This window comes from Pseudomonas sp. NBRC 111139 (assembly GCF_001753955.1).
GTDB lineage: Bacteria > Pseudomonadota > Gammaproteobacteria > Pseudomonadales > Pseudomonadaceae > Aquipseudomonas > Aquipseudomonas alloputida.
The window spans coordinates 13,331-32,723 of sequence record NZ_BCBP01000074.1; the positions used below are offsets into that span (position 1 = coordinate 13,331).

At 64.8% G+C, this 19,393-nt stretch carries 18 protein-coding genes; 12 read left to right on the forward strand and 6 right to left on the reverse strand.

Going from position 1 to position 19,393, the window contains the following annotated elements; translation table 11 throughout:
* Nucleotides 1–104 precede the first annotated feature (104 nt).
* Nucleotides 105–2,633, forward strand: a complete 2,529-nt coding sequence (hrpB, locus tag BJQ17_RS25030; protein ID WP_070096799.1) for an ATP-dependent helicase HrpB — start codon at nt 105–107, stop codon at nt 2,631–2,633.
* Between the two features lie 69 nt (nt 2,634–2,702).
* Here hrpB and BJQ17_RS25035 read toward each other — a convergent pair whose 3' ends face one another.
* The gene (locus BJQ17_RS25035) at nt 2,703–3,221 is read right to left on the reverse strand and encodes a hypothetical protein (protein ID WP_003249804.1); all 519 of its coding nucleotides are present in this window, start codon (nt 3,219–3,221) and stop codon (nt 2,703–2,705) included.
* 86 nt (nt 3,222–3,307) lie between these two features.
* The gene (locus BJQ17_RS25040) at nt 3,308–3,964 is read right to left on the reverse strand and encodes a YciC family protein (protein WP_003249806.1); all 657 of its coding nucleotides are present in this window, start codon (nt 3,962–3,964) and stop codon (nt 3,308–3,310) included.
* A gap of 167 nt (nt 3,965–4,131) precedes the next feature.
* On the opposite strand from BJQ17_RS25040, the gene BJQ17_RS25045 reads away from it, so the two are divergent.
* The 5 genes from BJQ17_RS25045 to BJQ17_RS25065 all read left to right on the forward strand — a co-directional run bounded on the left by BJQ17_RS25045 (nt 4,132) and on the right by BJQ17_RS25065 (nt 8,598).
* Nucleotides 4,132–4,890, forward strand: a complete 759-nt coding sequence (locus BJQ17_RS25045; protein WP_003249808.1) for a DUF2076 domain-containing protein — start codon at nt 4,132–4,134, stop codon at nt 4,888–4,890.
* 160 nt (nt 4,891–5,050) lie between these two features.
* Nucleotides 5,051–5,530 carry an NYN domain-containing protein gene (locus tag BJQ17_RS25050; protein WP_003249810.1) on the forward strand — a complete coding sequence of 160 codons (480 nt, stop codon included), beginning with the start codon at nt 5,051–5,053 and terminating at the stop codon, nt 5,528–5,530.
* Between the two features lie 9 nt (nt 5,531–5,539).
* Nucleotides 5,540–6,151 carry a PolC-type DNA polymerase III gene (locus BJQ17_RS25055; RefSeq protein WP_070096800.1) on the forward strand — a complete coding sequence of 204 codons (612 nt, stop codon included), beginning with the start codon at nt 5,540–5,542 and terminating at the stop codon, nt 6,149–6,151.
* A 139-nt stretch (nt 6,152–6,290) separates the two neighbouring features.
* Nucleotides 6,291–7,211, forward strand: a complete 921-nt coding sequence (yedA, locus tag BJQ17_RS25060) for a drug/metabolite exporter YedA (protein WP_004576856.1) — start codon at nt 6,291–6,293, stop codon at nt 7,209–7,211.
* 55 nt (nt 7,212–7,266) lie between these two features.
* Entirely contained in the window at nt 7,267–8,598 is a 1,332-nt protein-coding gene (locus tag BJQ17_RS25065; protein WP_003249817.1) for a DEAD/DEAH box helicase, read from the forward strand.
* A gap of 152 nt (nt 8,599–8,750) precedes the next feature.
* On the opposite strand, the gene BJQ17_RS25070 is transcribed toward BJQ17_RS25065, so the two are convergent.
* The 3 genes from BJQ17_RS25070 to BJQ17_RS25080 all read right to left on the reverse strand — a co-directional run bounded on the left by BJQ17_RS25070 (nt 8,751) and on the right by BJQ17_RS25080 (nt 11,950).
* Nucleotides 8,751–9,989, reverse strand: coding sequence for a TIGR03862 family flavoprotein (locus BJQ17_RS25070; RefSeq protein WP_070096801.1), 1,239 nt, complete (start codon nt 9,987–9,989; stop codon nt 8,751–8,753).
* A gap of 148 nt (nt 9,990–10,137) precedes the next feature.
* Nucleotides 10,138–11,052 (reverse strand): histone deacetylase, encoded by a 915-nt coding sequence (locus BJQ17_RS25075; RefSeq protein ID WP_014592484.1) that lies wholly within the window; start codon nt 11,050–11,052, stop codon nt 10,138–10,140.
* A 211-nt stretch (nt 11,053–11,263) separates the two neighbouring features.
* The gene (locus BJQ17_RS25080; RefSeq protein WP_014859385.1) at nt 11,264–11,950 is read right to left on the reverse strand and encodes a histidine phosphatase family protein; all 687 of its coding nucleotides are present in this window, start codon (nt 11,948–11,950) and stop codon (nt 11,264–11,266) included.
* Between the two features lie 179 nt (nt 11,951–12,129).
* Between BJQ17_RS25080 and BJQ17_RS25085 the strand changes: the two genes are divergently transcribed.
* The 4 genes from BJQ17_RS25085 (at nt 12,130) to BJQ17_RS25100 (ending at nt 15,479) form a co-directional block, all read left to right on the forward strand.
* Complete coding sequence (locus tag BJQ17_RS25085; RefSeq protein WP_003249850.1) at nt 12,130–12,699, forward strand: GNAT family N-acetyltransferase; 570 nt, start codon at nt 12,130–12,132, stop codon at nt 12,697–12,699.
* Nucleotides 12,700–12,847: 148 nt separating this feature from the next.
* Nucleotides 12,848–13,717 carry an acyl-CoA thioesterase II gene (gene tesB, locus BJQ17_RS25090; protein ID WP_014859384.1) on the forward strand — a complete coding sequence of 290 codons (870 nt, stop codon included), beginning with the start codon at nt 12,848–12,850 and terminating at the stop codon, nt 13,715–13,717.
* A complete protein-coding gene (locus tag BJQ17_RS25095) occupies nt 13,714–14,304 on the forward strand; it encodes an HAD family hydrolase (RefSeq protein WP_060537889.1) in 591 nt (196 codons plus the stop codon). The genes tesB and BJQ17_RS25095 overlap by 4 nt, the downstream gene beginning before the upstream one ends.
* 164 nt (nt 14,305–14,468) lie before the next feature.
* Nucleotides 14,469–15,479, forward strand: coding sequence for an NAD(P)-dependent alcohol dehydrogenase (locus tag BJQ17_RS25100; protein WP_070096802.1), 1,011 nt, complete (start codon nt 14,469–14,471; stop codon nt 15,477–15,479).
* An 88-nt stretch (nt 15,480–15,567) separates the two neighbouring features.
* On the opposite strand, the gene BJQ17_RS25105 is transcribed toward BJQ17_RS25100, so the two are convergent.
* Nucleotides 15,568–16,269 (reverse strand): FadR/GntR family transcriptional regulator, encoded by a 702-nt coding sequence (locus tag BJQ17_RS25105; protein WP_003249857.1) that lies wholly within the window; start codon nt 16,267–16,269, stop codon nt 15,568–15,570.
* Between the two features lie 259 nt (nt 16,270–16,528).
* On the opposite strand from BJQ17_RS25105, the gene BJQ17_RS25110 reads away from it, so the two are divergent.
* Nucleotides 16,529–17,881, forward strand: coding sequence for an MFS transporter (locus BJQ17_RS25110; protein ID WP_070096803.1), 1,353 nt, complete (start codon nt 16,529–16,531; stop codon nt 17,879–17,881).
* Nucleotides 17,882–17,900: 19 nt separating this feature from the next.
* A complete protein-coding gene (gudD, locus tag BJQ17_RS25115) occupies nt 17,901–19,247 on the forward strand; it encodes a glucarate dehydratase (protein WP_060537887.1) in 1,347 nt (448 codons plus the stop codon).
* Nucleotides 19,248–19,393 lie beyond the last annotated feature (146 nt).

A 19,393-nucleotide genomic window follows, 5' to 3' on the forward strand; every position in this document is an offset into this window, starting at 1 on the left:
AAAAGTGTTCAGCAGGGCAAGCGAAGCGCCTGCGCCTGATGCTAAGACCATGATAGAGCAGGCTGGGTTCGCCGTTATACTCGCGAGACTGTTCGAGGACCACCATGATTTCATTACCCATTGATGCTGCCTTGCCCGCCCTGCGCCAGGCTCTGGAAAACCGTGACGAAGTGGTGCTTGAAGCGCCGCCTGGCGCTGGCAAGACCACCCGCGTGCCACTGGCGCTGCTGCACGAACCGTGGCTGGCCGGGCAGAGCATCCTCATGCTCGAGCCACGGCGCCTGGCTGCGCGGGCAGCGGCCGAACGGCTGGCCAGTGAGCTGGGCGAGCAGGTTGGGGAAACGGTGGGTTACCGCATCCGTCTGGACAGCAAGGTCGGCCCGAAAACCCGTATTGAAGTGGTGACCGAAGGCATCCTCACACGCCGCCTGCAAGCCGACCCGGCGCTGGAAGGGGTGGGCCTGCTGATTTTCGACGAATATCACGAACGCAGCCTGGATGCCGATCTCGCGCTTGCGCTGAGCCTTAACGGCCGCGAGTTGCTGCGTGACGACCCGCCCCTGAAGATTCTGCTGATGTCGGCGACGCTGGAAGGTGAGCGCCTGTCGCGGCTGTTGGACGACGCCCCGGTGGTTAGCAGCGAAGGGCGCATGCATCCGGTGGATATCCGCTGGGGGCGGCCGTTCCAGCCAGGCGAGTTCATCGAGCCACGGGTGGTGGACAGCGTGTTGCATGCGCTGGCTGACCAGGCCGGCAGCGTGCTGGTGTTCCTGCCTGGGCAAGCCGAGATCCGCCGGGTTCACCAAAGCCTTCAGGACGCCCTGGGGGCGCGACCCGATATTCTGCTGTGCCCGCTGCATGGCGAACTCGACCTCAATGCCCAGCGCGCCGCTATCGACCCGCCGGCCAAGGGCCTGCGCAAGGTGGTGCTGGCCACCAACATCGCTGAGACCAGCCTGACCATCGATGGCGTGCGCGTGGTGATCGACGCAGGCCTGGCCCGGGTGCCGCGCTTCGACCCCGGCAGCGGCATGACCCGCCTGGACACCCAGCGCATTTCCCGCGCCAGTGCCACCCAGCGCGCTGGGCGTGCCGGCCGCCTGGAGCCCGGCGTGTGCTACCGCCTTTGGTCCGAGGCCCAGCATGACCAGCTGGCCGCCCATGGCAGTGCCGAGATTCTCCAGGCCGACCTGGCCGGGCTGGCCCTGCAGCTGGCGCGCTGGGGTGTAACCCCCGAGCAGTTGCGCTGGCTCGATCAGCCACCGGCTGCAGCGTTCGCCCAGGCCCAGGACCTGTTGGCGCGACTCAGCGCCTTCCGGCCGGGCAGCCGCGACACCCTCAGCGAACATGGCCAGGCCATGGCCGAACTGCCGGCTCACCCACGCATCGCGCACTTGTTGCTGCGGGGTCAGGACCTGGGCCTGGCACAGATGGCCTGCGATGTGGCTGCACTGCTGGGGGAGCGGGACATCCAGCGTGGCGGTGGTGCCGACTTGCACAGCCGGCTTGCGCTGGTCAGCGGTGAGAGCAAGGCTGCGCGTGGCGGCCAGGGGGGTGTGCAGCGTGCTCGTCAGCTGTCCCGGCAATACCGTGGCCTGTTGCGTGGCAAGGTCGGTGCACCGGTTGCCGACCCGGACCACCCGCGCTGGCTGGGCGCCCTGTTGGCGCTGGCCTACCCTGACCGGGTCGCCCAGCAGCGCCGGGCGGGCGGGGCGGAGTATCGGCTCGCCAACGGCCGTGCGGCCCTGTTTGGCGAAGTCGATGCATTGATGAAGTGCCCATGGCTGGTGATCGCCGACCTGGGTAGCCGCCAGGGGCAGCGTGAGGAGCGGATCTATCTGGCCGCCGAATTCGATCCGGCGTTGCTCGAGGGTGTGCTGGCCGAACAGGTCGAGCGGGTCGATATCCTTGATTGGGACGAGCGCGAGCAGGTGTTGCGCGCCGAGCGCCAGGTGAAGGTTGGCGAACTGGTCCTCAGCCGCGAGCCGCTGCCCGGGCTGGATGATGAAGCCCGGGCCCGAGCGCTGCTTGGCCTGGTCCGGCGCAAAGGTTTGAACCTGCTGACCTGGACGCCGGAACTGCGGCAATGGCAGGCACGTGTGGCGCTGTTGCGTCAGCTCGACCTGCAGAAGGATGGCCACAGCGAATGGCCTGACCTGGGGGACGAAGCCCTGCTGGCCAGCCTGGAAGACTGGTTACAGCCTTACCTGAGCAAAGTATCGCGCCTCAGCCACTTTGCCGCGCTGGACTTGCCGTCGATGCTGCGCAACCTGCTGCCCTGGCCGCTGCCGCAACGCCTGGAAGAACAGGCCCCGGCGCATCTGGCCGTGCCGTCCGGCTCGAACATCCGCCTGGATTACAGCGAAACCCCGCCGATTCTCGCCGTGCGTCTGCAAGAACTGTTCGGCCTTGCCGATACCCCGCGCATCGCCAACGGCCGGCAGCAGGTCAAGCTGCACCTGCTGTCACCGGCACGTCGGCCGGTGCAGGTGACCCAGGACCTGGCCAGCTTCTGGCGCACGACCTATGCCGAGGTGAAGAAAGACCTGAAAGGGCGCTATCCGAAGCATTACTGGCCGGACGACCCTCTGGTGGCCGAGGCTACGGCGCGGGCCAAGCCGAGAGGGCGCTGATGCACAACACCGAGTGCGGCAGGCCGAAAAAATCATGTGCTGGGCACGACGTATCAGTGGTCGTGCCATTCATCGTATTGCACCCGCCAGTGAAGCTTGATCTGCTTGCCTCAATAGGAAAGTGATCACTTCGCCTTCCTCGACGTTGAGCAAGGCTACCCACTCCCCACTCCTGTGCGGCGTATCCGTGAGGGCGCCGACCCTGTAGCCCCGCTGGTCGCGCAGATGGCAGACAAGGCCTTCATCTGTCAGCGCCAGCGGCTCGATTTTCCAGTATTCGCTAACGTCTGCATGCCAGTAAAAGCCCAGATAACCATTGCGGCTGACCCCTAGTTTCTTGGTCTCCGGGCGCCCAGGCATGCTGATGCGGTAGTGCAGGCGATCGTTGGTCCGCGAGTGGTAATGAAAGTCCATCACCGGCGAGTCCTGCCTTCCCCCCGCCTGCAACCAGTCATCCTCTGGGGTAATGCCCCAGCTGAACTTGTCTGAACTGCGGCTGAGGCGTAGTGGGATGTCCCGGTCGACGGCGCGCATGTACAGCTTGCCGCGAAAAGACCTGGCGTACCTGGCCTGAATGGTTTCGTTCATGGTGCACTCCTAGAACAGCATTGAGGATGTGCACTCTGGCGCCAAGGCTGGGCAGACCGGCAGGCCGAAAACATTCCCCGGTGGCCTCAGGTGCTGGCTTCGCCTTCCAGCAACATGAACAGGCGATACAGCACCACGGTGCTGAACAGTTGCAGGAAGCCGCTGAGGCTGTCCATGGCCAGTTCCATCCCGGGTGATGGCTCGGGGAAGGCCATCAGCAGCAGCCCGTCGATCAGCCAGATCGGCGCCAGCACGCCTACCACGCAGACCATGATGCGCATGAAATGCCCGGTGGTCATGCTTGCGCTGTCGCGCATCGCCTGTACCACCGGCCGGCCGCGCAGCACCAGCAGGTACTCGGCGAACACCAGGTTGATCATGATCCACACCCCCGGGAAGATGAACAGCGCAAGGCCGGCCATGATCAGTAGCGAGCTGATCAGGATCAGCAGGGCCAGTTGCGGCCACAGCTGCAGGGCGCGGGCGAACAGGTCGCGCTTGGCGATTTCCTGGCCGTTGCTGCGCGTGTCCAGGTACAGGATCAGGGCTGCGCTGTACAGCGGGTAGAACAACAGGCTGACCAGCATGCCGTAGGCCGGTGATGCCTGGTCGCCCAGCTGCCGGTACAGCAATTGGGTGACCAGGGCTTCCACCACCACCAGCGGCAGGCACAGCTGCAGGATGTTTGGCAGGTGACGGCGGAAGAAGTACAAGGAGTCGCGCAAAACGCTCAGCGGATTCATCAGTCAACATCGCATGGCAGTAAAAACAGGGGCCTAACTTTAGCCCAAAGCAGGCCTGGGGCTGTCACTTGCTGAAAAAAGTTTCACCGCAGCAGTGATTGAATCCCGCGCCTGTACGCCCCATCTTTGACGCTGTCCGATGTCCCGCTACCCCACGAGGTCGCCCCATGAACACTGAAGAACAAACCCTGATTGACGGCCTGTTCGGCCGCCTCAAGCAAGCCGAAGACCCGAGCCAGCCGCGTGACGCGCAAGCCCAGGCGTGCATCGAGCAGCACGTGCGTCAGCAACCGGCGGCGCCTTACTACATGGCCCAGGCGATTTTGGTGCAGGAGGCCGCAATCAAGCGCCTCGACGAACAGAACAAGCAGCTGGAAGCCGAGCTGCAGCAGGCCCGTGCCCAGGCTCAGGCGGCACAAGCCACCAGCAGTGCGCCGAGCAATGGCGGGGGTGGTTTCTTGTCCAGCATCTTTGGTTCGGGTGGGCGCAACGCAGCGCCGGCGGTGCAGCCACAGCGCCCTTCGGCGCCCCCTGTAGCGTCCGGTGGTGGCTGGCGCGAGCCGTCGGCCCCTGGTTTTGGCCAACCTCAGGCGCCGCAGCCTGGCTATGGCGCCGCGCCTGCGCGCAGCGGGGCCAGCAGCTTCCTTGGCGGGGCTATGCAGACCGCCGCCGGTGTGGCCGGTGGTGTGCTGCTGGCGCAGGGTATCAGCAGCCTGTTCAACCACAACTCGCAACCGGAAGAAGTGGTCGAGGTCATCAAGGAAGAGCCGGCGCCAGCCAGCGACAGTGGCGGCTGGAACGACCAGGGCGGGCAGCAGCAAGTGGCTGACAACGGTGGCTGGGGCAGTGACCAGGGCGGATACGCCGACGGTGGTTTTGGCAGCGATGACGGTGGGTTCTTCTCGGACGACGATTCTTACGTCTGACAGGTCTGGCATACTGCTGGCATTTCCGGGGGCGCTTTGCGCCCCTTCGCGGGCACGCCCGCTCCCACAGGTGTACGCGCGATACCTGTGGGAGCGGGCGTGTCCGCGAAGGTCTGCGCAGCAGCCCCCCAGCACTCCAGGCCAAAAATGAGGTTCCCAGGTGAAAAAGATCGCGCTGTTCGCCGATGTGCAGAACCTCTACTACACCGTGCGCCAGGCCCACGGCTGCCATTTCAACTACACCGCCCTGTGGGCCGATGTCAGCCGCGAAGGCCAGATCGTCGAGGCGGTGGCCTATGCCATCGACCGTGGCGACAGCAAACAACAGCAGTTCCAGCAGATCTTGCGCAACCTCGGTTTCGAGGTGCGCCTCAAACCGTTCATCCAGCGCAGCGATGGCTCGGCCAAAGGTGACTGGGATGTGGGCATTACCCTGGATGTGATCGACGCGGCCAGCCGGGTCGACCAAGTGGTGCTGGCCTCCGGTGACGGTGACTTCGACCTGCTGCTGGAGCGGGTAATCCAGCGCCATGGCGCCGAAGCGGTGGTGTATGGCGTGCCGGGGCTGACGGCGTTGTCACTGATCCGTGCTGCCACCCGCTACGTGCCCATCGAAGGCGCGCTGTTGCTCAAACACTAAGGTCTTTTCATGGAACGTATCGCTGTCATCGACTTTGAAACCACCGGCATTTCCCCCGGTACCGGCTGCCGTGCCACCGAGGTGGCGGTGGTAATGCTCGAGGGTGGGCGCATTGTCGAGCGCTACCAGAGTCTGATGAATGCAGGCGTGCCGGTGCCGGCTTTCGTCGCAGGGCTGACCGGCATCACCACCGCCATGCTGCGCAGTGCGCCGCCGGTGGAGAAAGTGATGAACGAGGTGGCCGAGTTCGTCGGTGGCACCCCATTGTTGGCGCACAACGCTGCTTTCGACCAGAAGTTCTGGGATTACGAGCTGAGCCGTATTGGCCGCAGCCGCAGCCAGCCCTTCGCGTGTTCCCTGTTGCTGTCACGGCGCCTGCTGCCCGCCGCGCCGAACCACAAGCTGGGCACTTTGACACGCTGGGCTGGGTTGCCAGACACGGGGACCGCGCACCGGGCCATGGCCGATGCCGAAATGGCCGCCAACCTGCTGCAGCATCTGGCGGGTGTGTTGCACCAGGACCACGGGGTTCAGCAACTGTCGCACGAGCTGCTTTGCCGGCTGCAGAAGACCCCGGCTGCGAAAGTGCGCGAAGCGCTGGCCAAGTACTGCAGGGATTAGCCAGTGAACGTCTGGGGGAGTGTCGCCTACGTCGAACGCACCAGAATTGTGCCGCTCATTTGCACCCGTTCTGTAACGTCCCTTCACCCAGGCAGGCCGTTAAACTGAGGCACCCGTAAACGGATTTCGAGTTTTCCCCATGCCTGCCTCCCGTCGTTTCCCGCTGCTGCTGATTGGCGCCTTCCTGGCCCTGTATCTGGTCTGGGGTTCTACTTACCTGTTCATTCGCATCGGCGTCGAGAGCTGGCCTCCGATGCTCATGGCCGGTGTGCGCTTCCTGATCGCCGGTGGCCTGCTGTACGGCTTCCTGCGTTGGCGCGGCGTGCCGGCACCTACCTGGCCACAATGGCGGGCGGCAGGGGCGATCGGTTTCTTGTTGCTCAGCTGTGGCAACGGCGGGGTGACCGTGGCCGAGCATGCCGGCGTGGCTTCGGGCGTGGCGGCTTTGGCGGTGGCGACGGTGCCGCTGTTCACCTTGCTGTTCGGCCTGTTGTTCGGGCACCGCAATTCGAAGCTGGAATGGGCGGGGATAGCCCTTGGGCTGGTGGGCATCGGCCTGCTGAACCTGGGCTCCAACCTGCAGGCAAGCCCGATAGGTGCGGCGCTGATCATCTTCGCGGCAGCGTCCTGGGCGTTCGGCTCGGTGTGGAGCAAGACCTTGCCGCTGCCCCAGGGGCCGATGGCCAGCGCAGCGGAAATGCTGGTCGGGGGTGCGGTGCTGTTGCTGGGCAGTGTGCTATCGGGCGAACGCATGACACAGCTGCCGACCGCCGCTGGCTGGGGGGCGCTGGCCTACCTGGTGTTCTTCGGTTCGATCCTGGCGTTCAGTGCCTACATGTACCTGCTCAAGCACGTGCGCCCGGCAGCGGCCACCAGCTACGCCTACGTCAACCCGGCGGTGGCGGTGCTGCTGGGGATCGTCTTTGCCGGTGAGCAGATTGGCGCTGAAGAGTGTGTGGCGATGGCAGTGATCATCGGCGCGGTGGTGCTGATCGGCCTGCCGCAGTGGCGCAAGGCGCCTGAACCTGTGCAACCGTTGAAAGGTGAAATCTGCAAGTAGGCAGGGGCGATGCGGTAAACTTGCCGCCTTCGCTGAACCCCCTGACGGTATTGCCATGAATTTCGCCAAACTCGGCCTGATCGAACCGCTGCTGCGCACGCTGCAGCAACTGGACTACACCACCCCGACCCCGGTGCAGGCCAAAGCCATCCCCGCCGTGCTGGCCGGCCGCGACCTGATGGCCGCAGCCCAGACCGGTACCGGCAAGACCGCAGGCTTTGCCCTGCCTGTGCTGCAGCGCCTGGCGCTGGAGGGCGAGAAGGTGGCCAGCAACTCGATCCGCGCCTTGGTGCTGGTACCCACTCGCGAGCTGGCCGAGCAGGTGCACAACAACGTGCGCGAATACGCCGAGAACCTGCCGCTGAGTACTTACGCGGTGTATGGCGGGGTCAGTATCAACCCACAGATGATGCGCCTGCGCCGGGGTGTCGACCTGCTGGTGGCTACCCCTGGCCGCTTGCTCGACCTGTTCCGGCAGAACGCCGTGAAGTTCAACCAGGTGCAGACCCTGGTGCTGGATGAAGCCGACCGCATGCTTGACCTGGGCTTTGCCGAAGAGCTGCAGTCGGTGTATGCGGCACTGCCGCGCAAGCGCCAGACGCTGCTGTTTTCCGCCACCTTCTCCGATCAGATTCGCATGCTGGCGGGGCTGGCGCTGAATGACCCGCTCAGTATCGAAGTGAGCCCGCGCAACGCCACGGCCACCAGCGTCAAGCAGTGGCTGGTGCCTGTGGACAAGAAGCGTAAGGCCGACCTGTTCTGCCACCTGCTGCGCAAGCAGCGCTGGAAGCAGGTGCTGGTGTTCGCCAAGACCCGCAATGGCGTCGATCAGCTGGTGGAGCGCTTGCTGGCCGAAGGCGTGAATGCCGACGGCATCCACGGTGACCGCCCACAGGCGACCCGCCAGCGTGCGCTGGACAGCTTCAAGGCCCGTGAGGTGCAAGTGCTGGTGGCGACCGATGTGGCGGCCCGTGGCCTGGATATCGATGACTTGCCGCTGGTCGTCAACCTTGACCTGCCGATCGTTGCCGAAGACTACGTGCACCGCATCGGGCGTACCGGGCGGGCGGGCAACAAGGGCGAGGCGATTTCGCTGGTGTGTGCGGATGAAGTGCAACTGCTGGCGGCTATCGAGGTGCTGACCCGGCAAACCCTGCCGCGTCATGAAGAGCCGGATTTCATCCCCGAGCACCGGGTGCCGATGACCGATGCCAGTGGGCAGGTTATCAAGAAACCGAAGAAACCCAAGAAGCCGAAAGAAAACAGCGCCAAGCGCGGGCTGGGGCGCTGGATGGACAGCAGTGAAGCCGGCAGTGCGGAACCGGCGGTGAAGGCTGTACGCAAGGTGCCGAGCTTCAATGGTGGGCCGCGCAAGCGCAAGCCTTGAGGTTTTGGGGCCGCTTTGCGGCCCATTCGCGACGCAAGGCCGCTCCCACACGGATCGCGCCAGCTTTCAGAAATTGAGCAAGACAGTTGCTCCCACATGGGCTGCGCAATCTGGATTGACGCAGTACTTGTGGAAGCAGCCCTGGCAAGCTGTCAGGAAGCCCGCACCCAGTCCGCCGCTGCCCGCCCGGCGCGCAAGCCGCTGGCAAAGCACGCCGTGAGCAGATAACCCCCGGTCGGCGCCTCCCAGTCCAGCATCTCGCCGGCACAGAACACCCCCGGCACGGCCTTGACCATCAACCCCTCATCCAGCCCCTCGAAGCGGACCCCGCCGGCACTGCTGATCGCTTCATCCAGCGGCCGCGTGCGTACCAGGGTGATAGGCAATGCCTTGATGGCCCGGGCCAAAGCATCAACGTCGGCAAAGGTCGCCTGATCGGTCAGTTCGCGCAGCAGTGCGGCCTTGACCCCATCAATCCCCAGCTGGCTGTGCAGGTGCTTGGCCATGGAGCGTGAACCGCGTGGTTTGGCCAATGCCTGGGCAATCTTGTCCACAGGCTTGTCCGGCAGCAGGTCGAGCAACAACACCCCGCGGCCTTCACGGTGGATGGCCTCGCGTACCGGTGCCGACCAGGCGTACACCAGGCTGCCTTCCACGCCTTGAGCGGTGAGGATGAACTCGCCCTTGCGCGGTGCGCTGCCCGGGACGCTGAGGGCGATGTTCTTCAGCGGTGCGCCCGCGAACTTGTCCTTGAGCAGCGCGCTCCAGCCCTCTACTTCAAAACCGCAGTTGCTCGGCTGCAAAGGCGAGATATCCACAGCCCGTTCTGCCAGCAGCGGTTGCCAGCTGCCGTCAGAACCCAAGCGCGCCCAGCTGGCGCCACCCAGCGCCAGCACCACGACCGAGGCTTTCACCTGCCGTTCGCCCTGTGGATAAGCAACTCGCAAGCTGCCATCGGTGTTCCAGCCCAACCAGCGATGGCGGGTGTGGATAACTACCCCGTTGTCGCGCAGGCGCTTGAGCCAGGCACGCAGCAACGGTGCGGCTTTCATGTCGGTGGGGAACACCCGGCCCGAGGTGCCGACGAAGGTTTCGATGCCCAAACCATGAATCCACTGGCGCAACGCGTCAGCATCGAAGTCGCGTAGCAGGGCCTCGATTTCGCCTTGGCGTTCGGCATAGCGTGCTACGAACGCCGGGTAGGGCTCGGAATGGGTGATGTTCATGCCGCCGACGCCCGCCAGCAGGAACTTGCGGCCCACTGAAGGCATGGCATCGAACACCTCGACCGCCAGGCCTGCCTTGGCCAGTGCTTCGGCAGCCATCAGGCCGGCGGGGCCGCCACCGATGACGACAGCGGGGGGAGGGGATGCGGGGGTCAGATCGGGCATGGTGGGCAGCAGGCTGTGGAAAAGAGGCGCATTCTACCGCAGCGCTGCCCATGGAAGCACTGATCAAAAAATAGCCAGTGTTATACAGGCCTTGCCAGTAAAGGGCTACAGCGCCTTTCGCGCAGGTTATCCACAAGCGGTTCCACAGTCATTGTGAACAACCTATGACACGTGCCGCGCTGTGGTGAAGGATGCCGTGGCGTCTGGCCAAGGCTGTGCGGTCCTTGCTGTAGCCTCCGCCGATCACGCCCATCACCGGGATATCGCGGCCCAGGCAGTGGCGCAGCACGGCTTCGTCACGGGCGGCAACGCCTGCGTCGGTCAGCTGCAGGTAGCCCAGGGCGTCGTCCTTGTGCACATCGACACCGGCGTCATACAGCACCAGGTCGGGTTGATAAAGCGGCAACAGGTAGTTGAGGGCGTCGTCCACCACCTTCAGGTAGGCAGTGTCGCCCATGCCTCGGGGCAGGGGGATGTCCCAGTCGCTTTGTGCCTTGCGGGCGGGGAAGTTCTGCTCGCAGTGCAGCGACACGGTGATGGCCTCGGGCGTGTCGTGCAGGATGCGCGCGGTGCCGTCACCCTGGTGCACGTCGCAGTCGAAGATCAGCACCCGGTGTACCCGGCCTGCTTCCAGCAGGTAGCGGCTGATGACCGCCAGGTCGTTGAAAATGCAGAAGCCGGCGGGGTGGTCGTAATGGGCGTGGTGGGTGCCACCGGCGAGGTGGCAGGCGATGCCGTGCTGCAGTGCCATCTCGGCAGTCAGCAGTGAGCCGCCGACGGCGCGCACGGTACGCCGGGCCAGGGCCTCGCTCCAGGGCAGGCCGAGGCGGCGCTGGTCCTCGCGCGACAGCTCGCCGTTCATGTAGCGCGCGATGTAGCTGCGGTCATGGGCCAGGGCGAGGATGTCGTTGGGGCAGATGTCCGGGCGCAGCAGGGCCTGGTCGGTGGTCAGCCCGCTGCCGACCAGGTGGTCGTGCAGCAGGCGGAACTTGTCCATCGGGAAGCGGTGTTCAGCGGGGAACTCCGGGCTGTAATCTTCGTGGTAGATCAACGGCAACGGCATGGATGGGGTCGCAATCAGGGCCAGTGCTGATCTTGCCATGACGGGTGACTGCAATGGGAGTACCTGTTTCTTGCGCCGGTACCGGCCCTTTGTGGGAGCGGCCTTGTGTCGCGATTGGGCTGCGCAGCAGCCCCAGCAATGTGTGCATCTGCGCTGAAATTTTGGGGCTGCTGCGCAGCCCAATCGCGACACAAGGCCGCTCCCACATAGGCTATTTTCCTGTGCTGGCCAATACGCGTTGCCAGTCCGGTTCGTTCAAGCGCCCCAGGATGCGTGCCTTGCCATTGCCATCCACCGATACGAACAGGGCGCTGGCATAGTTGCTTTGACGTTCGCCGCCGGCAACGTGCTGCTGGCGGGCAAAGTGGTCGATGCAGCCGTTGTGAGTCACCAGCACCAGGTTGTGGCCCGCGCGTTTGTGTGCAAGCGCTTCGTTGGCGAACTGGCTGTCGCAGCTTTCGAGCCAGTCCTCGCTGGCCACCGCCTGACCTAGTATGAAGTGTGCGGTTTGCCGGGTGCGCAGTTTCGGGCTGCTGAGCAGGTCGGCTTTGTTCAGGCCCAGCTGGTGCAGCCCTTGGCCCACGCGGGCAGCGGCCTGGCTGCCGCTCAGGGTGATCCCCGTGGGGTCGTCCAGGCAGGGGCCGGGGGCGCTGTCGCAGCGTTCGGCGTGGCGGATCATCACGATCACCGCACCGTCGGCCCAGTCCTGCAGCAGGCCACTGTCAGTCAGTTGTTGCTCGTTGCCAAGGTCCACGATATGCGTCCTCGTCGCCAGCCAGGTGGTCAACGCCGCCACGACCATGCACAGGCCCAGGGCGGCTCCGACGGCTTTGCGAGTCAGGCGTCGCTTGCGCCGGGCATGAATGGCGGGGTGCCCCAGGGTGTTGCTCGATAGCATGCGTTGCTCCGTTGGCAGTGCCGCGGCTGGCGCGGTGGTGGATGGCGGCATCCTGCCAAGCGGCCTGTCGGGGGCCGGTGAAGGGCGTGTGAAAATTGCATTTGGCGGCTGCCGGCTAGGTGAAACCCGCGCCCGCGCCTACGCTGTAAACTGCAAGGCGGTAAACCGGAGCAGGCCCGATGACCCCCATCCTCGAACTGGAAAGCGCACGGCTGGTGCTGCGCCAATGGCATGACGATGACTTGCGCGAGTTCGCCGCACTGTGCGCCGACCCACAGGTGATGCGCTACTTTCCGGCGCCGCTGACGCGCGTTGAGGCGGCTGCGTTGATCGGCCGCGTGCGTGGGCATTTCAATGAATACGGTTTTGGTTTGTGGGCCCTGGAGCGCAAGGACAGTGGCGCGTTCATCGGCATGACCGGGTTGCTCAATGTCAACTTCGACGCGCCTTTTGCCCCGGCGGTGGAGATCGGCTGGCGTCTGGCACGCCGTCACTGGGGCCTGGGCTTTGCCAGCGAAGCGGCGTGGACCTGCCTGCGTTGTGCTTTCGCCCAATTGCGCCTGGAGGAGGTCGTGTCGTTCACCAGCGAATGCAACCTGCCGTCGCAAAAGGTGATGCAAGCCATCGGCATGCAGCAGGACCTGCACGGCAGCTTCGAACACCCCCGCCTGCCCATCGGCCACCCGCTGCGCCCGCATGTGCTGTACCGGATCGATCGCGCGCACTGGGAGCGCACCCTGCGCGCCTGAATGCACTGCCATGCCCGGCGCGAATGACAAACGCTGTATCATTTGCCTACTTGGAAGGCGCTTGCCGTAACACGTTCAGCGCCTGTGAAATCGAGCGCCGCTCGGGCGGCGCATCGCGAGCTAGGCTCGCTCCTACGGAGAACCGCCGATGAGTCATGTGTTGGACGACCTGGTCGACCTGTTGAGCCTCGAATCCATCGAGGAGAACCTGTTCCGTGGACGTAGCCAGGACCTGGGCTTCCGCCAGCTTTACGGTGGCCAAGTGCTGGGCCAGTCGTTGTCGGCTGCCAGCCAGACAGTCGAGGACGCGCGCCATGTGCATTCGTTGCACGGCTACTTCCTGCGCCCGGGCGATGCCAGCCTTCCAGTGGTGTACTCGGTAGACCGCGTGCGCGATGGCGGCAGCTTCAGTACACGACGGGTGACGGCGATCCAGAAAGGCCAGACCATCTTCACCTGCAGTGCATCGTTCCAGTACGACGAGGAAGGCTTCGAGCACCAGGCGCAGATGCCTGACGTGGTCGGCCCGGAAAACCTGCCTACCGAAGTCGAACTGGCCCGTGCCATGGCCGACCAGTTGCCCGAGCGCATTCGCGACAAGGTGCTGTGTGCCAAGCCGATCGAGATCCGCCCGGTCACCGAGCGCGACCCGTTCAACCCCAAGCCGGGCGACCCGGTGAAATACGCCTGGTTCCGCGCCGACGGCAACCTGCCGGACGTGCCTGCCCTGCACAAGTACATGCTGGCCTACGCCTCGGACTTCGGCCTGCTGACCACGGCGTTGCTGCCCCATGGCAAATCGGTGTGGCAGCGCGACATGCAGATCGCCAGCCTCGACCATTCGCTGTGGTTTCACGGCAACCTGCGCGCCGACCAGTGGCTCCTGTACGCCACCGATAGCCCCTGGGCCGGTAATTCCCGTGGCTTCTGCCGCGGCAGCATTTTCAACCAGGCCGGGCAACTGGTGGCATCGTCGAGCCAGGAAGGCCTGATTCGCCATCGCAAGGACTGGGCATGAGCCTGGGCGAGGTGCGCAACTGGGTGTTCGACATGGACGGCACCCTGACCGTGGCCGTGCACGACTTCGCCGCCATTCGGGTGGCGCTGGACATCCCGGCCGAACACGACATCCTCACCCACCTGGCGGCCTTGCCGGCGGCGGAAGCGGCGGCCAAGCATGCCTGGTTGCTGGAGCACGAAAGGGACCTGGCAACGGCCTCCACGGCGGCCACCGGGGCGGTGGAGCTGGTGCGCGAGTTGGCCGGGCGCGGGTGCCGGCTGGGTATTCTGACCCGCAATGCGCGTGAGCTGGCGCATGTAACGCTGGAGGCCATCGGCCTGGCGGACTGCTTCCCGGTGGAACACATTCTCGGGCGTGACGAGGCTGCGCCCAAGCCGAGCCCGGATGGGCTGCTGAAGATTGCCAGCGCCTGGGGCGTGACGCCGAGCGAACTGGTGATGGTGGGGGATTACCGCTTTGACCTGGACTGTGGGCGGGCGGCGGGGGCGCGCACGGTGCTGGTGAACCTGCCGGACAACCCCTGGCCGGAACTGGTGGATTGGCATGCGGCGGATTGCCGAGCGTTGAAGGTGATGCTGGGCTGATGCGTGTGTTGGCCATGCGGGCCTCTTCGCGGGCATGCCCGCTCCCACAGGTATTGCGCACGTCTCGGGGCCTGTGGTGCCCCTGTGGGGGCGGGCGTGCCCGCGAAAGGGCCGGATCTGTCTATGCTGAACCCCATTCTTTGCTCTGATACGGAGACCCACCCATGAGCAGCAAGGCCATCTACGTACAACCCGGCGGCGGCTACGACAAGGTCCAGGTCGGCACCTGCGAGGCCCAGGCCCCCAAGGCCGGCGAGATTACCGTGGGCCTGCACGCCAGTTCCCTCAACTACCACGACTTCGCCGTGGTCAGCGGCATGTGGGGGCCAAGCGAGCGACGCATCCCCATGGCCGATGGCGCCGGCGAGGTGGTTGCGGTGGGGGCAGGCGTCACTGAGTTTCAGGTCGGCGACAATGTGGTCAGCACGTTCTTCCCCGACTGGCTCGATGGCCAGGCCAATGTCGAGGGCTTTGCCCGGGTGCCCGGCGACGGCATCGATGGCTACGCCCGTGAACAGGTGACAGCCCGCGCCACCGCCTTCACCCTGGCACCCCAGGGTTTCAGCCATGCCGAGGCTGCCACCCTGACCACCGCCGGCCTTACCGCCTGGCGCGCGCTGATGAGCGATGATCACCTCAAGCCCGGCGACACGGTGCTGGTGCAAGGTACCGGCGGTGTGTCGATTTTCGCCCTGCAGTTCGCCAAGCTGGCGGGCGCGACCGTGATCGCCACCTCGTCCAGCGATGCCAAGCTGGAGCGCCTGAAGGCCCTGGGTGCCGACCACCTGATCAACTACAAGAGCACCCCGGCCTGGGGGGAGAAGGTGCGCGAGCTGACTGGCAACCGCGGTGTCGATCATGTGATTGAAGTGGGCGGCCCGGCGACGCTGGAGCAGTCGATGATAGCTGCGCGCATTGGCGGGCATGTTTCGCTGATCGGCATCCTTACCGGGGTGGCCGGGCAGTTGCCGCTGGTGCAGGCGCTGGTGCGGCAGATTCGGCTGCAAGGGGTGCTGGTTGGCAGCCGAGCGCAGCAGCAGGCGATGGTGCGGGCGATCGATGCCAACGGCCTGCGGCCGGTGGTGGACAAGCATTTCGAACTGGAACAGATCGTCGAGGCGTTCCGTTACCAGGAGAGCAACCGGCATTTCGGCAAGATCTGCCTGACCTGGTGAAGTGAGGGCAGGGTAGCTGGCTGTAACGGCCACCCTGCATGCCTCTCTGTTCGTAGCATCTAGCCCGAGGCCTTGCACTGCCTGACAGTCAGTCCGGCAGTAGCCGGTCTCGGCTGTTGGACAGGTGCAGGCACACTGCCGCCCGCGCGGCATCCGGGTCTTGTCGGCGGATGGCATTGAGGATCGCCTCATGCTCCAGGTTGGCCAGGTACGCTTGCCGCGCCAGCTTGGCCCCCGCGCGCTCGGCCAGGGCCATGCGGTTGCGCGGTATCAGGCCGTTACCCAGTTGCAGCAGCATCTCGGTGAAATACAGATTGCCGGTGGCCTCGGCAATCAGCAGGTGAAAGCGCCGGTCGGCTTCGATGCAGCTGTCGCCGGCAGCGGCCAGGTCCTGATAGTCATCCAGCGCCTGGCGCATGCGCGCCAGTTGCCCCTCATCACGGCGCAGTGCGGCCAGCGCGGCAGCCTGGCCCTCAAGGCCAATACGCAGCTCCAGCAGGTCGCGCACATTCGCCGCGCTCTCCGCCGCAACGCGCAGCCCGGCCTGGGCCTGGCGCTCCATCACGAACGTACCGATCCCGTGGCGCGGCTCCACCAGCCCAGAGGCCTGCAGCTTCGACAAGGCTTCGCGAACCACGGTGCGGCTGACCCCGTGCTCGCGCACCAAGGTGTTTTCCGAAGGCAGTTTGTCGCCTGGTTTGAAGGTGCCCAGCAGAATCTGCTGGGTCAGGCTGGAAACCAGGTCATGGGCGCGGCTATGGCCGCGTTTGCGCGCGTGTTCGGGTTCCATGTGTGATCCGGTTCTTGATTGGCTTGTACGACAAGTTAATCGATAGAAATATTTTTTGCCGATTTTTCGCGCATCCAACTCAGCATGTAGTTGATGTGTTTTTGCATGTTCTGATCAAATTGGCATTGTGACAGCTTGTATTTTGCTGTTTTGCCGACGTTTGTGATCTTGTCGTACAACATCGCTGCGCATAAGCTCCTCCCCACTGCCATGTCAGACAACCCGACCCGCACAAAAACAATTAGTGGGAGATCCGCAAGTGAACGACACCCTCGCTCCGTCTGCCCGGCATGAAGGCGACGTGTTGGCCAGTGCCGTGGCCAAGGTCAAGCGCCACGTCCTGCCGCTGTTCGTCATCATGTTCATCGTCAACTACCTCGACCGCGTCAACATCGGCTTCGTCCGTCCGCACCTGGAAAGCGACCTGGGCATCAGCGCTGCGGCCTTTGGCTTTGGTGCCGGGCTGTTCTTCATCGGTTACGCGCTGTTCGAAGTACCTTCGAACATGCTGCTGCAAAAGGTCGGTGCCCGGCTGTGGCTGACCCGTATCATGTTCACCTGGGGGCTAGTGGCCACGGCCATGGCCTTCGTGCAGAACGAAACCCAGTTCTACGTGTTGCGTTTTCTGCTCGGGGTGGCCGAAGCAGGCTTCTTTCCTGGCGTGATCTACTACTTCACCCGTTGGCTGCCGGCGGCAGAGCGCGGCAAGGCCATTGCCATCTTCCTCAGTGGCTCGGCGCTGGCTTCGTTGATTTCCGGGCCGCTGGCCGGGGCGTTGATGCAGATCCAGGGCCTGGGCCTGCATGGTTGGCAGTGGATGCTGTTCATTGAAGGCATGGCCTCGGTGGCGCTGTGCTTCTTTGTGTTCTTCTGGCTCGACTCCAAGCCGCAGGACGCCAAGTGGCTGAGCAAGGCCGAGCAGGACGCGCTGGTCGCCACCATCGACCGCGAGCAGCAAGCGCGTGAGGCCATCGGCGCGGTCAGGCCGTCGGCCTGGAGCCTGCTCAAGGACCGCCAGATCGTGCTGTTCTGCCTGATCTATTTCTGTATCCAGCTGACCATCTACGCTGCGACCTTCTGGCTGCCTAGCATCATCAAGCGTATGGGCGACCTCAGTGACATGCAGGTCGGTTTCTTCAACTCGATCCCTTGGCTGATCTCGATCCTGGCCATGTACGCCTTCGCCGCCGGTTCCGCTCGCTGGAAGTTCCAGCAGGCGTGGGTGGCGGGCGCCCTGCTGGTCGCTGCCACAGGCATGTTCATGTCCACCACGGGTGGGCCGGTGTTCGCCTTCGTCGCCGTGTGCTTCGCCGCGATCGGCTTCAAGTCAGCGTCGTCACTGTTCTGGCCAATCCCCCAAGGCTACCTGGACGCCCGCATCGCTGCGGCGGTGATTGCCCTGATCAACTCGGTCGGCAACCTCGGCGGCTTCGTTGCCCCCACCACCTTCGGCTTGCTGGAGCAGCAGACTGGCTCGATCCAGGGCGGGCTGTACGGCCTGGCGGTGACCTCGGTGCTGGCGGCGATTGCCATCTTCTTCGTACGCATTCGCCCCAAGGGCGTCCCTTCCGATGACCTCAAGGCCCCTTCGGCCCTGGGCCAGACCCACTGATGACTGCGAGACAACCCTCATGAATATGCAGACCCTTCACACCAGTACCCCGGTGGTCACCGACCTGCGCGTGGTCCCCGTGGCCGGCCATGACAGCATGCTGCTCAACCTCAGTGGCGCCCATGGCCCGTACTTCACCCGCAACGTGGTGGTGCTGCGCGACAGCGCCGGCAATACCGGCCTGGGCGAAGTGCCCGGCGGCGAGAAGATTCGCCAGACCCTGGAGGACGCCCGCAGCCTGGTGGTCGGCCAGCCGATCGGCCATTATCAGCGTGTGCTCAATGCCATGCGCCAGACCTTCGCCAACCGCGACTCGGCGGGCCGCGGTCTGCAGACCTTCGACCTGCGCATCACCGTGCATGCGGTGACGGCCATCGAGTCGGCATTGCTCGACCTGCTCGGCCAACACCTGAACGTGCCGATGGCAGCATTGCTGGGCGAGGGGCAGCAACGTGATGCGGTGAAGATGCTCGGCTACCTGTTCTACATCGGCGACCGCCAGCAGACCGACCTGGCCTACCGCAACGAAGCCGACAGCGATGACGACTGGTTCCGCTTGCGCCACGAAAAGGCCCTGACCCCGGAAGCAGTGGTGCGGCTGGCCGAGGCCGCCAAGGCGCGCTATGGCTTCAGCGACTTCAAGCTCAAGGGCGGCGTGCTGCGTGGTGAAGAAGAGATGGAGGCCGTGACAGCGCTGGCTGAACGCTTCCCCGAAGCGCGCATCACGCTCGACCCCAATGGCGCGTGGTCGTTGAAGGAGGCCATCGCCCTGTGCCGCGACAAGCACAATGTGCTGGCCTACGCCGAAGACCCCTGCGGCGCCGAGAACGGTTACTCGGGCCGCGAGGTGATGGCCGAGTTCCGCCGCGCCACCGGGCTGCCCACTGCGACCAACATGATCGCTACCGACTGGCGACAGATGGGCCATGCCATTCAGTTGCAGTCGGTGGACATTCCGCTGGCCGACCCTCACTTCTGGACCTTGCAGGGTTCGGTACGGGTGGCGCAGATGTGCAACGACTGGGGGCTGACCTGGGGTTCTCATTCCAATAACCATTTCGACATTTCGCTGGCGATGTTCACCCAGGTGGCGGCTGCGGCGCCGGGTGAAATCACGGCGATCGACACCCACTGGATCTGGCAGGATGGCCAGCGCCTGACCCGTGAGCCGCTGCGCATTGTCGACGGGCATGTGCGAGTGCCGGCGCGGCCGGGTTTGGGCGTGGAACTGGATGAAGACCAGCTGGCCAAGGCCCATGAGTGCTACCGCAACATGGGGCTGGGTGCGCGGGATGACAGCGTGGCGATGCAGTTCCTGATTCCGGGTTGGAGCTTCGATAACAAACGGCCTTGCCTGGTGCGTTGAGGCTGCGGGCCTCTTCGCGGGCAAGCCCGCTCCTACATCAACCGGTGGTGTCGCCCCGCACCGTCGTAGGAGCGGGTTCACCCGCGAATAGGCCGGACCTGCCGCCCAATACCCCCAGTCATTCACCGCCGCACCCGCCACCGCAT

Coding starts and splice junctions, on each gene's coding strand:
- hrpB (WP_070096799.1), top strand. CDS start 105: ATGATTTCATTACCCATTGATGCTGCCTTGCCCGCCCTGCGCCAGGCT.
- BJQ17_RS25035 (WP_003249804.1), bottom strand. CDS start 3,221: ATGAACGAAACCATTCAGGCCAGGTACGCCAGGTCTTTTCGCGGCAAG.
- BJQ17_RS25040 (WP_003249806.1), bottom strand. CDS start 3,964: ATGAATCCGCTGAGCGTTTTGCGCGACTCCTTGTACTTCTTCCGCCGT.
- BJQ17_RS25045 (WP_003249808.1), top strand. CDS start 4,132: ATGAACACTGAAGAACAAACCCTGATTGACGGCCTGTTCGGCCGCCTC.
- BJQ17_RS25055 (WP_070096800.1), top strand. CDS start 5,540: ATGGAACGTATCGCTGTCATCGACTTTGAAACCACCGGCATTTCCCCC.
- yedA (WP_004576856.1), top strand. CDS start 6,291: ATGCCTGCCTCCCGTCGTTTCCCGCTGCTGCTGATTGGCGCCTTCCTG.
- BJQ17_RS25065 (WP_003249817.1), top strand. CDS start 7,267: ATGAATTTCGCCAAACTCGGCCTGATCGAACCGCTGCTGCGCACGCTG.
- BJQ17_RS25070 (WP_070096801.1), bottom strand. CDS start 9,989: ATGCCCGATCTGACCCCCGCATCCCCTCCCCCCGCTGTCGTCATCGGT.
- BJQ17_RS25075 (WP_014592484.1), bottom strand. CDS start 11,052: ATGCCGTTGCCGTTGATCTACCACGAAGATTACAGCCCGGAGTTCCCC.
- BJQ17_RS25080 (WP_014859385.1), bottom strand. CDS start 11,950: ATGCTATCGAGCAACACCCTGGGGCACCCCGCCATTCATGCCCGGCGC.
- BJQ17_RS25085 (WP_003249850.1), top strand. CDS start 12,130: ATGACCCCCATCCTCGAACTGGAAAGCGCACGGCTGGTGCTGCGCCAA.
- tesB (WP_014859384.1), top strand. CDS start 12,848: ATGAGTCATGTGTTGGACGACCTGGTCGACCTGTTGAGCCTCGAATCC.
- BJQ17_RS25095 (WP_060537889.1), top strand. CDS start 13,714: ATGAGCCTGGGCGAGGTGCGCAACTGGGTGTTCGACATGGACGGCACC.
- BJQ17_RS25100 (WP_070096802.1), top strand. CDS start 14,469: ATGAGCAGCAAGGCCATCTACGTACAACCCGGCGGCGGCTACGACAAG.
- BJQ17_RS25105 (WP_003249857.1), bottom strand. CDS start 16,269: ATGGAACCCGAACACGCGCGCAAACGCGGCCATAGCCGCGCCCATGAC.
- gudD (WP_060537887.1), top strand. CDS start 17,901: ATGAATATGCAGACCCTTCACACCAGTACCCCGGTGGTCACCGACCTG.